This is a genomic window from Croceicoccus marinus, from assembly GCF_001661675.2.
GTDB lineage: Bacteria > Pseudomonadota > Alphaproteobacteria > Sphingomonadales > Sphingomonadaceae > Croceicoccus > Croceicoccus marinus.
The window spans coordinates 138,267-154,637 of record NZ_CP019604.1 but is presented as its reverse complement, the minus strand read 5'-3'; the positions used below and the strand labels follow the sequence as shown (position 1 = coordinate 154,637).

The following is a 16,371-nucleotide window of genomic DNA, read 5'->3' as shown; positions in this document are numbered from 1 at the left end:
CCATGGTCGACCTGACGCCGACGCAAAAGGAAGTGATGACCGCCGACGGGCCCCAGCTCGTCGTCGGCGGTCCCGGCTCGGGCAAGACCACAGTGTCGATCCTGAAGGCGGCGAAGATTGCGCGTGAAAGACTGCGGCCTGGGCAGCGCATCCTTTTCCTCAGTTTTGCGCGCGCGACCGTCTCGCGCGTTTTCGAGGCGATCGACGAAGAGCGGACAGTAACCAAGGAGGAAAAGATACGGATCGAGGTCGATACCTATCACTCGTTCTTCTGGCGCATCCTCAAGGCCCACGGCTACCTGGTCGGGTTCCCGCGGCGGATGACGATCCTGACACCGCCGAACGAAGCAATCGCATTGTCGTCGATTCGCAGCGGCTTCAAAGCCCCGTCAAAGCTTTCGGACGACGAAAAAGCGCAGAAAGCAGCATTGGAAATAGCTGAACGCATGCGGCTCGCGACCGAGGAAGGAAAGGTCTGCTTCGACCTGTTCGCCGAACGCGTTGCCACCCTACTGCATGGTTCGGTCAAGGTGCGCCAGCTCGTCTCGACCATGTACCCGTTCATCATCCTGGACGAATTTCAGGACACCAGTGCCGAGCAATGGCGCGCCGTCGAGGCGATCGGGAAGAGCAGCACGCTGATCGCACTGGCCGATCCCGAGCAGCGCATCTTCGATTTTATCGGGGCCGATCCCGAGCGGCTGAACCACTTCAAGGCCGCCTTCACTCCGTCGGAGCACGACCTTGCCGGCTACAATCACCGCAGCAAGGGCACCGATATTGCTATCTTCGGCAATCATCTCCTTGCGGGCAAGTTTCGCGACAAACCCTATCAAGGCGTGGGATTCGAATTGTTTGCGTCGAACCCCAATCAAGCTTTCGCCTCGCTTGTTGCTCAGGTACTTCAGGCCCGACAGCGGCTCTTAGCACTAGGTCAACGCGAGTGGTCGCTCGCTATTCTAGTTCCCACCAAGCGCATGACGCGTCTCGTGTCCGACAATCTGCGTGCGCCGTTCGGTAACGTGCCACCGATCGATCATTCGGCAGCCGTCGATATGGAAGGGCCAATTCTTGCTGCTGAAATGATCGCGTTCCTCCTGCAGCAGCGCAGCCATGGCGGCTGCTTCGATGACTTTGTCGACCTGCTTTGCAGCTTCTTCGAAGGACGGGGCGGCGCCACTCCCAGGAATGGCGACCTAAAGGAAGCCGCGCGGTTCAGGTCTGCGCTGGAGAAGTGGAACGGTTGTCTTGCCAAAGGAAAGGCAACGCCCGGCAACAGCGTCTTGCAGTCGACATTTGCAGTTTATCAGGCTGCCAACGCAGTGGTGTTGACCGGCAAGCCAGATTTCGACTGGACTATGGTTCGCGAAGTTCTTGAGACGGGCGACTGCAAGCGGCTCGTGGAGGTTGCCGAAGAAGCCCGCAACCTTCGCCTATTGGAGCGAGGCACGTCGCTCCGTCAGAGCCTTTCGCAGGATTGGCGCGATACCGGCGCCTATGAGAACGCTCTTGCCATTACCCGCCAATCATTCGTTCAGGAACACTTCGCGACGGCGCACAAGCCCGAGTCAGGTGTTGTCGTGATGAACATGCACAAAGCCAAGGGTAAGCAGTTCGATGAGGTCATCATCTTCGAAGGCTGGCCGACGCGGTTCAAAGGTGAGATCAAGCGTAACCCAGATCGGATAGTTGGCGGCAATGTGAGGGCGGGGCCTATGACACAGGCGCGCCAGAATTTCCGCGTCAGCGTGACCCGCGCGAAGATCCGAACGACAATCATGTCGCCCAAGGACGATGTCTGCGTCCTTCTCATCCCTGTGACATAAGAGCCTGATCCGAAATTAAGTTGAGTGGTATCAGCTGGTTAGCTTGACGCTTACTCAAGTCGTTGATTCAGCGGTTTTGCAACGAACCAAAGGAAATCAACGATGTGGACCGACACCACTCGCGCACTGTATGCCCGCGCGGAACTGGCATTGCCAAGTGATTTGACCGATGCCGAATGGGCGGTGCTGGAGCCGTTCTTCCCGCCACCTTCTCATGTTGGCCGCCCTCGCAAGTGGCCGCTGCGGCGGATTGTCGAAGCGATCCTGTATCTGCTGCGGGGCGGACTGCCATGGCGGATGCTACCGCCCTGCTTTCCGCCGGTCTCGACGGTGCGACGCTGGTTCTACCTGTGGCGTGATAACAGGCTGTGGCTGTCGCTCAATCATGTCCTGTTGCTGATCGGGCGCGAAGCTGTAGGCCGCGAGGCGTCGCCAAGCGCCGGAGTGATCGACAGCCAGAGCGTCAAAACCACGGAAAGTGGCGGCTCACGGGGCTATGACGCAGGCAAGAAGATCAAGGGACGCAAGCGCCACATCCTCACCGACACCGATGGAAATCTCGTTCATGCGGTGATCCACACCGCCGACATCCAGGATCGTGATGGCGCACCGCTGGTGCTCGCCGAAATCATCCATCGCTTCCCGTGGCTACGGCATGTCTTCGCCGATGGCGGATATGCTGGCGACAAGCTCCGCCAAGCGTTGCGCAGGGTTGGTAAGTGGACCGTCGAAATCGTCAAACGGTCCGACAAAGCAAAGGGCTTTGAGGTTCTCCCACGCCGCTGGGTTGTCGAGCGCACCCTGGCATGGCTTAACCGAAACCGACGTCTCGCAAAGGACTTCGAGCAGACCATCGCCTCGGCAACCCGCGTGGCTGTTCATCGCCTCGATCCAGCTCCTCACGCGCCGCATCACAAGGCTATGAAATCACGTCGGTTAGTTTTGAATCAGACTCTAAGGTTGAGCCGTAAGCGCTGGCGTTTAAGTTCGGGTAATTTCATTTGAAAACCCGAATTACCGTTGTTGTTAGACTGCGGCGTTCGCGCCGCCAGAAACGAATGTCACAATCTGGCTTTTTACCTATGTTCACGGCATGAGCAGATGGACCAAGGAGACGCTTCGTGCGCTCGATCTGAAATACGCTGAGCAAGGCTTGCACTTGCACCAGCGTCCCTTCCGCGCGGCGATGGAAATCCTTGGCTCGGCATTCGTAATGGGCGTCGGCGGCAACCCCGAAGTCCAAAGAATCATGGATGCATATGCGGAGATGATTCCCGAAGTTGATGATAACTGGCCAGGCATGGGCGTCGGACTGGTTGCGGTGGTTGATCAGGTTCGGCGATTCGTCGTGCCTGTCGTATTCGGCAGCCCAGGCCCGATCAATGTCTGGGCCGCGCTGGGCTTTTCAAGCCTTGAGGACTGGTGGCGCTGGTGCCGGGAAGACCGGGACATGGCCGCTCGCACGAGTTTCGCGTTCGCGGACGTTGCCGACCTTACTTACGGCCTCGATGACATTAAGGGTAGCTTGGGGCCGGAACTGACGCTCTGGCAGATGGCGACTTCTAACCTTGCCGACGCCGCGAATGGGCTTCCTACGACCTTCAGCGTCGATTCTATGCTCCAGCCGATCTGTATGACTGCCGAGCTTTCGTTGAAGGCGGCGCTGGTCAAGAACGGCGCCGATCCGAATTCCTTCAAGGGCCCGGCAGGCCACGATCTCAAAAAGCTGATGGAGAGACTGGCGCGCGAAACTCCACACCGGGACGATGCGACTGCGACGGATATTGTGGCGCACCTTCCGCCCTATGTTGCCAGCCGATATGCGCCAGCGGGCCTCAACCGGTTGCAGGTCGTCAGGCTCGCGCTAGGCGTCCAGTTCCTGGCGGCTTCGACAGTCAGGCGGTTCGGGACTCGCGACCTCGCCGCTGAGATGGAAGCCGGCGATTGGCCCGCGCCGCGGCGCCCGTTCTTCCCGTCCTAGCGGTTCGGCTGCTTACAACGGCTCGGCATCTGAAGCAGGCGCATGCTTGTCGAGCCATTCTTGGATGGCCTGTTCGGCGAAGGCGATCCCGTCTGCGATGATCGACAGCGCATCGGCTGCAACAATCGTTCTTTGGTCGGCGTTTTGCAAGGCGTAGGCATACCGTACCGGCATTGTGTTGGCCAAGGCAGTGTTCAGCATATGTCCCGTCAGGCTGGCCATTGCGACCAGATGTATGGCAGCAAAGCCTCGATCTTTGGCGAGGCCATCGACGTGCATCTCGAGATCAGCTGCGAGCCTCGGAAGCGATTCCAAGAGACCGTGCAGTCGATCGTCCCACTTGACGATCCGTCCAACGAAAATCGATCCTTGGTCATTGAGAGCGAGGACTTCGACCATGTCCGACAGTCCCGCGCACAACCAATCATGATGGCTCAGCGAATCTTGTGACGGATGGTTATGCCACTGACGGACGCCGCAACTCGCGGCAATTGCCGCATCAATCTCCGGGGTGAACGGCGCTCCCTTTCGTCCGGTCGACCTTCCGTACTCACAGGTTCCGGCTGCGTCCACGCATAGCAACAGCTCCATCTCAGCATTGGCGGGATCGCGTGCGAACGTCAGGATCTCCTCGAAGGCCTGAAGTTCGGCCGGGGTGAAAGTCGGCGTGATGGCGGATGGGCCCTTTGCGGCGGGATCGGTAAACCAGCGGGCAGTCATGCGCGGGTAATGTGCGTTCAAGGGAGAATCCGCAATTGCCTTCTAAAAGCAAATTTGGTCAGGTCTCTACTACCCGAGATAACTCCGCCACCGTTCGCGCCAAGGGGTTGTCCTTGTTGTCCAACGACGCCTGGCAAAGTGCTTTCCGTATCGTTGGCTGCTTGCCGGAAGGTCATTTTCTCGGTTCAATGGCCGATGACGGCGCTTGCGGATCGTCCGCTTCAAAGCGCGTGGTCGACAGCTTTCGTTGCTAACGGACGCTCGGCGGGGAGGAGTGAACGACTGACCTTGGTTGGGAGCTGCCGGAAGCGGACGCCGCGTCGTGGGACTTTCCTGCCGATTGGCGTCTCAGTTGGAACCGTCCGATTATGCTTGAAACCGGTCACTTGGGGATCCGTTTAAGCTCCTTCTCTAAGATCTGCTGATGCCTTTCGGCGTGCTGCGTGACATTTTACCAAGCGCTTGGCGGAAGGTGCGGCGATAACCACATTACTGGTGGATCGGGTCGAACTGGGCAATGATAGTCAACCCGCTTCCTCTCATCAGCAGCCAGGTCAGATGTCCAGATCCCTCTCCGCCCTCGTCATCGGCAACGCGAAATACGCCCATGCCAGCAAGCTCAAGAATCCGGGTCATGACGCGGAAGATGTCGCCGAGGTGCTCGAGCGCTGCGGGTTCGACGTCACACTTCTGAACGATGCCACCCATCGGCAGATGGACAAGACCCTGAAGCGTTTCAAAGCGACGCTCGCCGACCAAGACGTCGGGCTGTTCTTTTTTGCGGGGCACGGCTTTCAGATCGACGGCGACAATTATCTCGCGGCCGTTGATACCGAGGTCGAGGACGAGATCGATGCCAAGCACAGCTCGCTGTCCCTCAATCGCGTGATCGCCCAGATGGAGAAGACCGACACCTCCACCAACATCATCATCCTCGACGCCTGTCGCGACAATCCATTCGAACGGAGCTGGCACCGCGGCGTGGCGAGGGGGCTTGCTGCCGTCTACGCGCCGCGCGGCACCATGATCGCCTTTTCGACTTCGCCCGGCCAGTTCGCCGACGACGGCAAGGGCCGCAATGGCGCCTATACCGCAGCCCTCCTCGAGCATATCGACGCGCAGGACTGCTCGATCGAAGCGATGTTCAAGCGCGTGCGCAATACGCTCAGCGCGGCCACCAGCGGCAAACAGATCTCTTGGGAGCACACTTCGCTCGCCGGTGAGTTCTACTTCAACCTCGGCATTGCGAAGCTGATCACCGAATATGGTCCGACCGCACTGAGCGATGCCCTGTTCGTGCTTGACGAGGCGCGCACCTCGCACAAAGCCATCAAGAAGCTGAAGTCGCTCACTTGGCCCACCCAGAACCCGGCGATCGACACCCTGAAGGGGCCGGTGCTGGCGAAGTTCGCCACCGATTCCCTGTTCGTCCTGGGCCGCAATATTTATCAGTCGGCGTGCGGCCATTCGAATTCCGCGGTCGGGTTCATCAACGCGTTCGCCGATCGCACGACCGCTGTGCCGGGCGTCAAGCGCAAGGCCTTGCTCGACGGCATGCTCTTCGAGATCTTCTTTGATAGTGCCGGTGAGGTTCGCGACGATCCGAAGGACGACAAGTTCAACGAGGTGTTCGCGCTGCAGAAGCACAAGGAGTTCGCGGACAGCTTTGCCTTCATCTCGCGCTGCCTCCTGCCCGAAATCGGGCGCTTCCATGTGTTGCCGGGCAAGGAACAGCCGACCGCCGTCGATGTGACGCTCGACGCCAAGGCAGACAATGCGGTGAAGAAGATTTTCGTCGGAGGCGCCAACGTGCTCGGTTCGGTCGACGCCGATTTCAAAGAGGGCGACAAGATCGTGCACCGCACATTGGATCGCGATGATTTCGAGGACTGGATTGCGCGTCAGCTGGTGATCCCGCGCCGGCTGCTCACCTTCAGCTATGGCAAGCCTGCCAAGGGCATAGCGAGCGTCAGGTTCCCTTATGGCTGGTCCTGCCGAATGCCGACATAGTCTTCAGACCAGCGTCGGCGCGCCTACGTCGGTCGCTGGCTTCAGCTTCTTTGGCACCCACAGCTGGTCGGTGCGGTGCACCTCAATCAGATCGTCCGGGAAGCTGCGATCGCGAAAGGTGAGCACATCCTCATCCCTATCGCATTGGCGGACGTCCGCTTCTAGGATCGGCGAATTAATGAAAGAATGGCCGATATTCGGGCGCCTTGGTGAGAGTCCACTTCGGGGCATTCCATGGGCAGCTTTTGATAAGAGCAGACGTTTTCGGTGGTCGATCTGAACGACCGGCGCTGGTCGGGAGCCGTCAGTTTCTTTCGTCAGGCACCGGTGCCGTGTCCAAAACCGCTGCCGTTTCCGCCGAAGTTTCGCAATGAAAGGCACCCGCGCACGATTTACAGGACGATCGCCATTTTCGGTGAACAGCAACTGCCACCGGACAGGTATTTTTATGCTGCTCATTTTCAATGCATCAGGTTCCGACAGGTGCGCTGCGGATCGCCAAAAAGTGGTTCGCACCCAACTTGCCAAAAAAGGGCGGACAGATGACGCAACTTGACCCGACCGAATTTTGCGAAGCGATCCTGCGAAGCGAAATCGCCTGTAATACCGGAAACAACGTTGTCCCGAGCGAGAGCGCAGTGGCCGAGCGGCTGTTAAGCCGCCGCCTCGAAATGATACCCGTCTACTCGGAGCTACACAGGAAGCTCGCCCCCGATGAGCTGGCGATTCGCGTCTTTCTCGGTGTAATTCTCTCGGCCACATTCTGGGATCCCGAAGCGATCGCCGAGGCGCGCGCCGCACGCGCACGCTTGGAGGAAGTCAATGCCGAGATCGCCGACACTGCCGCGGAACTCGTTCAACTTCTTCGCGAGCGCGAGAAACTGCATAATCAGTCAGGCTTCTATTCCAACACCGAATACCATCCGCTCAACCTGATCGATCGGGCCGGCGAGGACGTTTACCTTTACAAATCCTGTGTGCGGGAGCCGCTGAAGGCCACGCGCACCTATGGGCTCAAATATTGGCCGCAGATCGCTGAATGCATCGCTGTTTTGGGGCGCGATGCCGAGGAGGCGGAGATCGAGGCGAGTGACGAAATTACCGAGGCAGCGACCAAAGCCAACCGCAAGGGTCTCGCCGACTATCTCAAGGCGATCTTCGCCGCGATCGAAACCCGGCGCGAAGGCCTGCCGGTCCTGCTGCCGCTCGATTTCAAGCTGAGCGACGCAAGCTTCGCCGCGTTGGTCAACTGCTCGCTCGATCTTGATGCCGACGACGGAGTCGGCGCCGATTTCGTCAAGGGCGTCCGCCAACGCGAGAGGGCGCGCAATGGGGCGGTCACCTGAACCGCAAAGGCCTCGACCTCATCCGGCCGCAGGTGCGCAGGTTCACCGTCAGTCCTCTTCGTCCCACTCAGCCATCCAGCCAAAGCTGTCCCTTATCATGGAGCTGATGCGGTCGATGACGATGACCATCTCCGTGAACTGGACAGGATCGATCGAACGGGAGTGCATTGCGGGCCTGCGGATCGCGTTCAGGCGGCGCATGTCCACCCGAAAATCCTCGGCGTTGCCGAAGATCGGTTGGAATACCGGCCAGTTCTTCTTAAGCGTCACGATAGGGATCAGATCGCCTAGGTCGATAAACGCTATGAGATCGGCAGCCTGTTCGCCAGCGCGTTCGGCATCTGCCTTGCGCTCCTTTGCTCGCTGTAGAATATCGCCGGGAACGCGCTGTTTGAACCACGTGTCCGGGTTTTCGCCAGCGTCGATCTGGGCTTGCACGAGCACACGTCGGACGAGGCCGCGCATCGCGATTTCAAAGCCGGTGATCGCGCGATAGGTCCCGATGCGCGTGCGCGAGGCCGATACCTCGACGCTCAGCGGGCCGGCCTCAATCACGGCGGTGACGCGCTTTCCGCGAACCTGGCCTTTGACAAGTCCGCTCTCAACGAGAACCTCGACGATCTCGGTGTTGCGGGTGTCGATGAGGCCGCGGTCGACTTCCGCTTCCTCATAGTAACGCTGACGGACCGAACGGCGGTGCCAGAATTCTTCAGGAAGGTCAGGTCGGGTCTGCCATTTGCCAAGCAACGAATCCACGGCTGCGCTGCTGGCCTGGCTGAAAGCGCCGATCGTATCGATGGCGCCAGCGAATATCGAAAGTTTGGAGAGTGTATCGCCGATACGGACATTGCGGGCCAGCATCTCCTCGACCCCTGGCGAGACCTTCAGCGCGTCTATCCCAGAGCCACCGCTGATGCCGGCTGCGCGTTCCGCCACGAGCCGAAGCTCTTCGCTGACAAGCCCACCGGTTGCGAACCTGGCGGCACGGCCCGTTGCGCGGTCTAAGGAGTCGGCCGAGAAGTGACCGACCCAGCGCTGTGAGCGCATCAACCGACCGATATCCGAATGGTCCTGAAAGATCGCCCAGTTCGGCAGCGTGCTGCCTGGATAGCCGCTCGCGAGAGCCGCCAGTTTTGAATTTTCCGCGAATATACCGCTCTGCGCGAGCAGGCGCGCGGTGCTGGTCATGTCCTGCAGATGGAGCGAATGCCGGTTTGTCTCATCCAGCATCTGGGCAAGCCTGCTCGTCACGCCGATGTTGGTGAGTGCAGAGACCTTGTCTGCCATGGCCAACCTCTGGGCGCCGGTGCTCAGCTTGGCAAGGGCGCCTACCTGCGTCACCCTCTTGATCGCATCGAAATTGCGCTGCTGGGCACCCAGCGCATTGACCCCAGAACCTATCCTGACGGTGGCCCGAGCGGGCAGGTTTTCGTCGACGTCTCGCTCCGACTGCGATTCGTCTTGGTTCGTCAGCGGATCGGATTCGTCTTCAGGTTCGGTCATGTACCGCGGATTGTTTCCCTATTGTCTCGCCGCACGATCCTAACCGAATGGCGGGCGAGGCACAGCATGAAAGCAAACTTTTTGCCTTTTCGTCCAATGTTTTTGTCTTTTCGTCCGGTGAAGGCCAGAAATTCACAAGCGGAAGGTTGTGACCAATAAAAGGGAGGCAAGAGAGGCTCGCCGACGCCCTTTTTCGGTGTATTTCGATGGGACAACAATCACCAAGCGTCGCAGGCCGGACCAATCTTTGTGTTCAGATTACAGGACGCATCATTGCCGAGCTCGTAGCAAGGCGGGTTTCTAGCGGTCAGCCGTGGACGATCAGCAATCCAGAATGACCGCTATCCGCAATTCGCGCCTTAAAACCTGCCGTTCCGGTTCGTCCGACAGCCCGGACCTGGGAGAAGAGGAGTAAGCGGATCCACGAATGGCCGCTGTCGGAGTAACCGGACGTTCCCAGTCGCGGCGCCGACCGGCAGGAATGTCCCAGACCAAGCCATTCGCCTTGATTCACTTTGACGACAGGTCATCGGCGACGGATCATGAAGCTTCAAATTGACCTGACACCGCTCATCACAGTTCGAGGCCGAGATTCGGCGGTAGCGGAAACCTGTTCCGCATCTGGTCATCATGGCGCTCCCAGTCCGCCTTGAAGCTCGCGGCGAAGCCAGGTTCGACAGACTGCGCGATTTCACGAAGCTTTTCATCCTGCCGGATGAGCGCTGATAGCCTTGCTCGCTCTTCACGGTCGCCGGAATTGTTGACCTCGATCCAGCGGTCGAAGATCGGATCGATACCAAGCGTGAGCGTGCGGGTCTGTGCAGGCTCGTTCGAGCTCGCAAGTTCGTGGGCGCGCGACGGGTCGATCCTGATGGTGGCGCGCTCGCGCTCTTTGGGTTTCTGATCCTCGTCCTTCCTGGGCGCGCGATTGCCGTATCCGCTCGGCTCGTAGGTTCGCCAGTCGGGAATTTCGACGTCGGGAAGATCCTGGGTAGGCATGACGATCTTGCCGTCTTCGATCTTGAAGAGACCGAAGTCCCCTTCCCCGCCCTTTTGGGGTTCGGGCGCCGCGGGCTTTTCGGTTGCAGCTGCTTTGCGCCGATCGAGAGCTTCCATGCGCGCTTTGACGAGAGCATTTTGCATTGCCTGGGTGACTTCAGGATCGCGCGAGAATTGCTTCGAGATGTCGAGCAGTTCCGAAGGAGCTGTGGCGGCAAGCTTATGAGCCTGGCCATTCTCGCCTGCTTGGACCTTGGACGGGTACTTCGCCATGTACGAGATCAGGCGCTTGACTGCTCGATCATGCGTTCGCGCGATCCCTTCGATCCGTGAAATCGAACGAGCGTCGTCAACGACCAGGTTCGCAGGCAGGTCGTATAGCGCTGCGTCGGCTTTGCTGAAGCTGACCTCGATGCCGGCATCTGTCTTCGCGACCTTAGGCCGGAGGTGTTTTGCCCGCATCGTTTCGATGATGCGCGAGTAATCGTGGGCAGGCTTGGGCGCGTGCGACTTCTCGGGTGCTTTGGCATGGGGAGGTTTTGAAGCTTCAACGGACGCAGAAGGCTGGACGATTTTATCTGCGGCTTTGGCCATAAACGCCTGCACCGACTTCGCTGCGCGTTCATTGAGCAGGCGGGCTTCCGCCTTCTTCAATTCGGCAACGATCTCGGGTTCTTCAGCAAAGTTCACGAACGCTGCCTGCATCGCGCGATCGGGCGTCCCGATTTTGAAACGCTCGGCATTGGTGAGCATGTAATGTAGGTCGGTCGGCTCCTGGCGGAACTGCACCATGCGCGGGTTCCTTTGGAATGCCGAAAGGAGATTGCCGATCGCGGCCTGCTGGTGATCCATGATCTTGGCGAGGCGCGTCTGCGCGGAGGCATAGTTTGGCGCGTTGATGATCGGCATGTCCGTGGATACGCGATCGCGCGGCACGATGCCCTTCTGGCTTGGGACCAGACGACGATTGAGTTCGACGATCCTATTGATGTAACTGTCGATGGTCGAGTTGCCGACCACAGGAGCAGCGACTGCCGGTTTTGGGTCGGCAGTTTGTGCGTTTGCTAGCTGGGGGTCGTTGGCGTGGGCTGGCGCTGCAGATTGCTCGTTGGACCTGCGCAACTGGCCGCCAAGTTCGATGTGGCCTTCGATCACGAGCTTTGCGGTCTCGGCGGTGCGCGAATGACGCATGGCGGCTTCATTGCTGGTGGCAATCTGCGAGATCTCTTGGCCCATCATGATCTCGAGACCGGCAAGATGCATCTCGGCCTCGGTGAGCTTGGCTTGATATCGGGGCTTGCTGGACTGCTGTCGCTTGGTCGCGCGTCCGTCTTCGATGGCCCCCAGATGCTTCTTCGCCATCTTTGCAACCTTGTTCCCACGCGAGCGAAGGCGGTCGATATTCTCGGCCATCTGCTTTGCGATCGCGCGGTGCTCGGCAGCGACGCGTTCCGATTGCTCCCAGCGGATCAGCTCACGGTCGGCGTCTTTACGATCCTGGTCGGATAGCTGGGCAGCGCTGAGGCCAGCGCGCCAGACCTTGAGCTGCTGGTCGATCCTCGCCTGGTCGGCACGGGATTGTGCCTCGAGTTTGCGCTGGATGAACTCCCACTGGTTCGCCTCGTTGCGAACCCCGATCTCGGTGGGCACGCCGTTCGATTCGAGCGAAGCAGCCTGGGTGCCAAGATGCTCGTCGCTCTCCTTGTGGATCCCCATCACCGAATATCGACGCGGGTCGACCCGGCGGTCGATGCCTTCAGCCTCAAGTTCGCGATTGGTGAGATGCGCAAGGTTGCGACGTAGCAGCGGTATGAAATCGCGCTTGTTACAGTCTCGGTCCTTCATTTGGGCGAATGGTGTCGTTGTCATCGTGTGACGGTTTGCTTTGCGATATGACCAAGGCACGGTGAAGTCCCAGGACCCCACATGCTTCTGGATGGCAGGATCGTTGATCGCTTCGGCCATGATTTCGTGTTGGCGGACGGTCTTCGATCCCGCTTTTAGTGGGAGCTCTTTAAGGTGGTCCTCTGCAAGTCCAGTAAAGCGGCGGACCGGCCGGTCATGATAAACGAGATGAAAGTGCCAGTTTCGATCATCGTTCGTATGATCTGGTGCGTGCATGACCGCGATATGCGGCAGGTTTCGCGCTTCGAACTCGCGTGTAAAGTCTTTGAGGATCCGAACGCGGGCTTCGTGAGACACTTCGTGCGGCAATTCGCCGACAATTCTGAACTGGACACGGCCGCCCCGACCGTCTTCAAATTTAGCGCCGCAGCTGGCCGCGGCTTCGCGTTCTTCGCGGGCCTCTTTCCGGTCGTCGGTTTCATTGGCTGGCCGGCGTTCACGAGGCTTCCAGCCATGGCGCTTCATGATCGCACGGACGGCGTCGTTATCGCGGGTAGAAATCTTGACGATCTCGTTGGGATCGGCCGCTTCGATCGCATCTCGAACGGGCTTAGGGCAGTCCTTGTCAGCAGCAACCTTCGACCAGAACTCTTCGTTGCCGGCCATGCGGAGTTGCATTTTGTCGGCAGAGGGATTGCTTTCGGCTCGTTCGACCAGCTTCCAGAATTCGCGGCGCTCGACAGGATCATCAGAGATGTTCGAGAACAAGACTGCGGATCCGTTTGCATCGTGCGCCAGGGCCTTTTCGCGCTCGATGTAGACGCTCGCCCTACCTCCGGCGCCAAGATCATCAGAGAGTGGCTGAGCGGGCTCCTGCGAGGCTCCCTCGGCTGACGTCGGGTCGAGGGACAGGCTGCGCGCCAGTTCGGGGTTGTTCTTCGCCTGCTCGAGAAGCTCAGCCTGGATCTTGTCGAGTTCCGTCTGATCGCCTTTGGCGACAGCGCCGTCGCGTTCGATATAGCTGGCGTGATCGGCGGCTGCGCCTTTCCGGTTCTTGGTGCCGCGGGCGGTGACTTTCTCCGCGCGAGTCTTGCTGATCGCCTCGTGCGAAAAATGGAAGCTCGTCGCGCCAGCTGCATTCGAAGCGCGGAGCGGCCTCGCGGCCGGAATGTTCAGCTTGGTGAAACGACGCGAAGCCTCTTCGCCTTTCTTTTGCCCCTCGAGCTCGAGCAAACCGACCGACTTCTGCTGCCGGACGGCTCCTCTGCCAACGGCGCCAGTGATATGGCGATCGCCGAGCGCGAACGCTGTCCGTGGAGGCATGTCCAGACCATCAGCGCCTCGCAAGCTTTTGCGCGCCGCGGCTGAAGGATCGGACGACAATGGTGTGAAGGATGAACTTTCACGCGTTGCGGTCAAGCGGGGCTCTCCGTCGCGGTCAAGGTTTCCCCCCTTCGTCCGCAAGCGTTCGCTCTTGTCGTTCAGTGATTTTAGACTCTCGCGCGCAGCGTCGAGTTCGCGATCTTGGTATCGGTTTGCCATGTGAGTGGTTGTAGGATGCGAGAACGCAAATCGACAAGCAGACCTATAACTCAGCTATGACACGTTGTGATCGAGTTTTTGAGCAAGCCAGATTTGATTGCGAGTGGATGCCGGCAGCGAGAGCGAGATGCCGCGGCGATCGGTTCGTGCAGTCGAATAAAAGATGGAGCGCGTCGCGTTCGAAAAATCAAACCCCAAGGCACCGCCAGGCGCCGCCCCGAGGGCTTTAGCCCGCCCAACGAAGGAGGCCGAGAGGTCGACGTGCGAGCGCCGCGAGCCTTATCCGAAGCCGAAGTGGCGAAGGACGCAACAGGGAGGGGTGCTGCGAAGCTGCGCCTCTTCCTGAGGTATTGCGCCTAATCGGGAGCAATCCGAACAAAATCATTTTCTGCATTCGTAAGTAGCAATCCGGAACCGAAATAGGATTCTGGTTCGTCAGAGATTAGATCTGCTTCACGAACGATAGAGGAATTTTCGTTCAAAACTTTCACCCATCATTCCGAACGAAGATCTCGCTTTGGTTCGCAATATAAGGGCGCCGTAGCGATCCTTTTCTCGGTGTCGGAGTCGACTGATCTCGCGTCGCAAAAAAATTTCGAACGGTATTTGGTGATCGCGAGATTTCATCCTATAACCACTGCATGATGAAACCGAAACTAGATGAAATCGCACGGTGCTTGCTCGCTCGCGTCACCGAGTACGAGCTCGAGAAGGCTGAATATCGGCAACGCTACAACGAGCTTGAGACAAAGGCTCTCCAGCAGCGCAACACCAAAGAAGCCGCATGTGAGGCCTATCAGGCGAGGCAGGCTAAGAAGCACCCCGACCTCATGTCCACTTCGACGAAAGCTTCCAAGCGAGCCGCCGAGCGCCGATTGCAAAAGGCGCAGAACAAGGCCTGGATCGCGATGGTGGACGACTGGAAATGCCGGTTGATCGCCGAAATCGCGGCAGAGGAGGTGGCGGTATTCGCTGAGATTGAAGGAATTGCTCGAGGTCCGTCCGATGCGACAACCCTATCGCCGGACGACAAGCCCAAGGCCCGAGCCAAGAAATCAAAACCGAAGATCAGACCGTCACAATCCGTACCCCCCGACGCTGTTGCAGAAGGGGCTGAAACGCCAGACACGCAGCCGTCGAAAAGCAGCGTACCGGAAGATCTGACTTTCGAAGAAAGGAGATCGGAAGCGCCCTCGAGCGCGAATGAAAAGCCGACGGACGCCGGTTCGAACGTCTGGCCTCATGGCCAATCCGCGTCCTCGGCGCGAGGCTCGAATGAGCAAGAAATTCTTCCGCCGCTTAGCGGAGAAAACGAACAATCAGATATCGAACAAGAGGACCTCTTCTAATGAACGCATTGACGCCGCTCAACCCGATCCAGCAGCATATTGCTGCGGAAACGGAGAGAACACTCTCGCACCCACTGACCTTCTCAGGCTCGGAGCAGTCTGCAACCATTCTTGTCTGCAGAAGTAGGGGCGGAGTTGGCGCGAGCACATTATCATCGACGATATTCTGTCTTGCCGGGGCGGAACGAAAGGGCACCTTCATCGAGTGCGCAGGCATGACTGGTTACGCGCACCGTGCGCATAAAGGGGCCAGGTTCCACATTCAAAATACAACCGACATGGTGATCGCGGAGATCCTCGATATCAGGATTAATCGCCTTGATGAACTGACCATCATCGAGTTCGAACCGGGCCTTTTGCACCGGGTAGATGAAATCTACCGGAAGCTCGAAGCAACTCTCGCCCGCCCCGTTTACATCATCTACGTGGCTGATGAAAACGAAGAAGACCCTCGCATTGTACAGCATCTCGCGCGGGCCGGCTTGCCTGTGCCCCTGATCGTGACCAAGCCGACGGGAGCCATGCAAAAATCGAGCATGTTTGTCACGCTACCTCGCCTCAGCGGCGACATCAAATCAACTTTCTTTCAGAGGCATTCTACGCTCAGCGAAGCGATCGCCACGTCAGCGCAGCCGGGAAGCAAGCTCATGCTCAATTCCGAATTGCGCGCGTTCCGTCTGCAACTCGAGGAGTACTGCCGTGGATAATATCTCGATTCTGTGGAGGAGCCTTTTTGACCGGCGACCGAACGAACTGGAACACCAGCTGATGTCGCGCCTGGTCGAGACGGGAATCGACGATTCATATCTCTGCCTATGCGCACTCCATATTCACTTTCTCGTGATAACGAATAGAGATGCGCACATCCAAGCGCTTGCTCGCGATATGCAGAATTCGTTCAAGCAGTTGCATGACCTCATGCCCGTCATGGCGGCCGGCATCGAGGCGACCATCACGCGTGTTCAGCAGCTGGAATCATCCGCCCGATACACCGAGCACGTGCTAGCGAAGGCGGCCAACACGATGGACAAGATCGATGATGGCAATAGCTTCTGGCGCCGCCTGACGACAGCGGCCCCACTTGCCGAGGATCGGGCGTGGTTCCTGGCAGCTATAATGTTCGTGGCAATGGGCGGTGCGCTGCTGGGAAGTGCGGGGACCATCCTCGCGCTTTTCGCCTAGCCAATTGTCTTATTGTGGGCGCGGGATCAGCTTTCGTGACGGGGATCGTATGTTCTCTTCCGGAAAGA

General features: G+C 58.8%; 12 protein-coding genes. 8 read left to right on the top strand and 4 right to left on the bottom strand.

All coding sequences use genetic code 11. The annotated features are described in order from the left end of the window. Window positions 1–2: 2 nt before the first annotated feature. The 3 genes from A9D14_RS18315 (at window position 3) to A9D14_RS18305 (ending at window position 3,807) form a co-directional block, all read left to right on the top strand. Window positions 3–1,826: a UvrD-helicase domain-containing protein gene (locus A9D14_RS18315; RefSeq protein ID WP_066850841.1), complete on the top strand. Its 1,824-nt coding sequence runs from the start codon at window positions 3–5 to the stop codon at window positions 1,824–1,826. 102 nt (window positions 1,827–1,928) lie between these two features. Next, window positions 1,929–2,751 (top strand): IS5 family transposase gene (locus A9D14_RS18310; RefSeq protein WP_087910617.1). Its coding sequence is split into 2 segments (ribosomal slippage): window positions 1,929–2,693 and window positions 2,695–2,751, totalling 822 coding nucleotides; the frame shifts between segments, so codons are not numbered across the junction. Window positions 2,752–2,919: 168 nt separating this feature from the next. Then, a complete protein-coding gene (locus A9D14_RS18305) occupies window positions 2,920–3,807 on the top strand; it encodes a HEPN domain-containing protein (RefSeq protein WP_066850840.1) in 888 nt (295 codons plus the stop codon). Between the two features lie 12 nt (window positions 3,808–3,819). Here A9D14_RS18305 and A9D14_RS18300 read toward each other — a convergent pair whose 3' ends face one another. Next, window positions 3,820–4,548 carry a hypothetical protein gene (locus tag A9D14_RS18300; RefSeq protein WP_157668311.1) on the bottom strand — a complete coding sequence of 243 codons (729 nt, stop codon included), beginning with the start codon at window positions 4,546–4,548 and terminating at the stop codon, window positions 3,820–3,822. A gap of 474 nt (window positions 4,549–5,022) precedes the next feature. On the opposite strand from A9D14_RS18300, the gene A9D14_RS18295 reads away from it, so the two are divergent. Then, entirely contained in the window at window positions 5,023–6,537 is a 1,515-nt protein-coding gene (locus A9D14_RS18295; RefSeq protein ID WP_332459796.1) for a caspase family protein, read from the top strand. 3 nt (window positions 6,538–6,540) lie between these two features. Here the strand turns inward: A9D14_RS18295 and A9D14_RS20335 are convergent, their stop codons facing one another. Next, window positions 6,541–6,663: a hypothetical protein gene (locus A9D14_RS20335; RefSeq protein WP_269769234.1), complete on the bottom strand. Its 123-nt coding sequence runs from the start codon at window positions 6,661–6,663 to the stop codon at window positions 6,541–6,543. Between the two features lie 416 nt (window positions 6,664–7,079). Here A9D14_RS20335 and A9D14_RS18290 point away from each other — a divergent pair, with 416 nt between their 5' ends. Then, on the top strand, window positions 7,080–7,883 hold the full coding sequence (locus tag A9D14_RS18290; RefSeq protein ID WP_066850955.1) for a hypothetical protein: 804 nt from the start codon (window positions 7,080–7,082) through the stop codon (window positions 7,881–7,883). 48 nt (window positions 7,884–7,931) lie between these two features. On the opposite strand, the gene A9D14_RS18285 is transcribed toward A9D14_RS18290, so the two are convergent. Beyond that, complete coding sequence (locus A9D14_RS18285; protein WP_066850837.1) at window positions 7,932–9,386, bottom strand: hypothetical protein; 1,455 nt, start codon at window positions 9,384–9,386, stop codon at window positions 7,932–7,934. A 573-nt stretch (window positions 9,387–9,959) separates the two neighbouring features. Beyond that, a complete protein-coding gene (locus A9D14_RS18280; RefSeq protein ID WP_157668310.1) occupies window positions 9,960–13,649 on the bottom strand; it encodes a MobA/MobL family protein in 3,690 nt (1,229 codons plus the stop codon). A 764-nt stretch (window positions 13,650–14,413) separates the two neighbouring features. Here A9D14_RS18280 and A9D14_RS18275 point away from each other — a divergent pair. From A9D14_RS18275 to A9D14_RS18265, 3 genes are read left to right on the top strand one after another with little or no spacing between them, the layout of a single operon-like run. Next, on the top strand, window positions 14,414–15,121 hold the full coding sequence (locus tag A9D14_RS18275) for a hypothetical protein (RefSeq protein WP_066850835.1): 708 nt from the start codon (window positions 14,414–14,416) through the stop codon (window positions 15,119–15,121). Then, complete coding sequence (locus A9D14_RS18270; RefSeq protein ID WP_066850834.1) at window positions 15,121–15,828, top strand: hypothetical protein; 708 nt, start codon at window positions 15,121–15,123, stop codon at window positions 15,826–15,828. Before A9D14_RS18275 ends, A9D14_RS18270 begins: the two co-directional genes overlap by 1 nt. Beyond that, the gene (locus A9D14_RS18265; protein ID WP_066850833.1) at window positions 15,821–16,303 is read left to right on the top strand and encodes a hypothetical protein; all 483 of its coding nucleotides are present in this window, start codon (window positions 15,821–15,823) and stop codon (window positions 16,301–16,303) included. The genes A9D14_RS18270 and A9D14_RS18265 overlap by 8 nt, the downstream gene beginning before the upstream one ends. Window positions 16,304–16,371 lie beyond the last annotated feature (68 nt).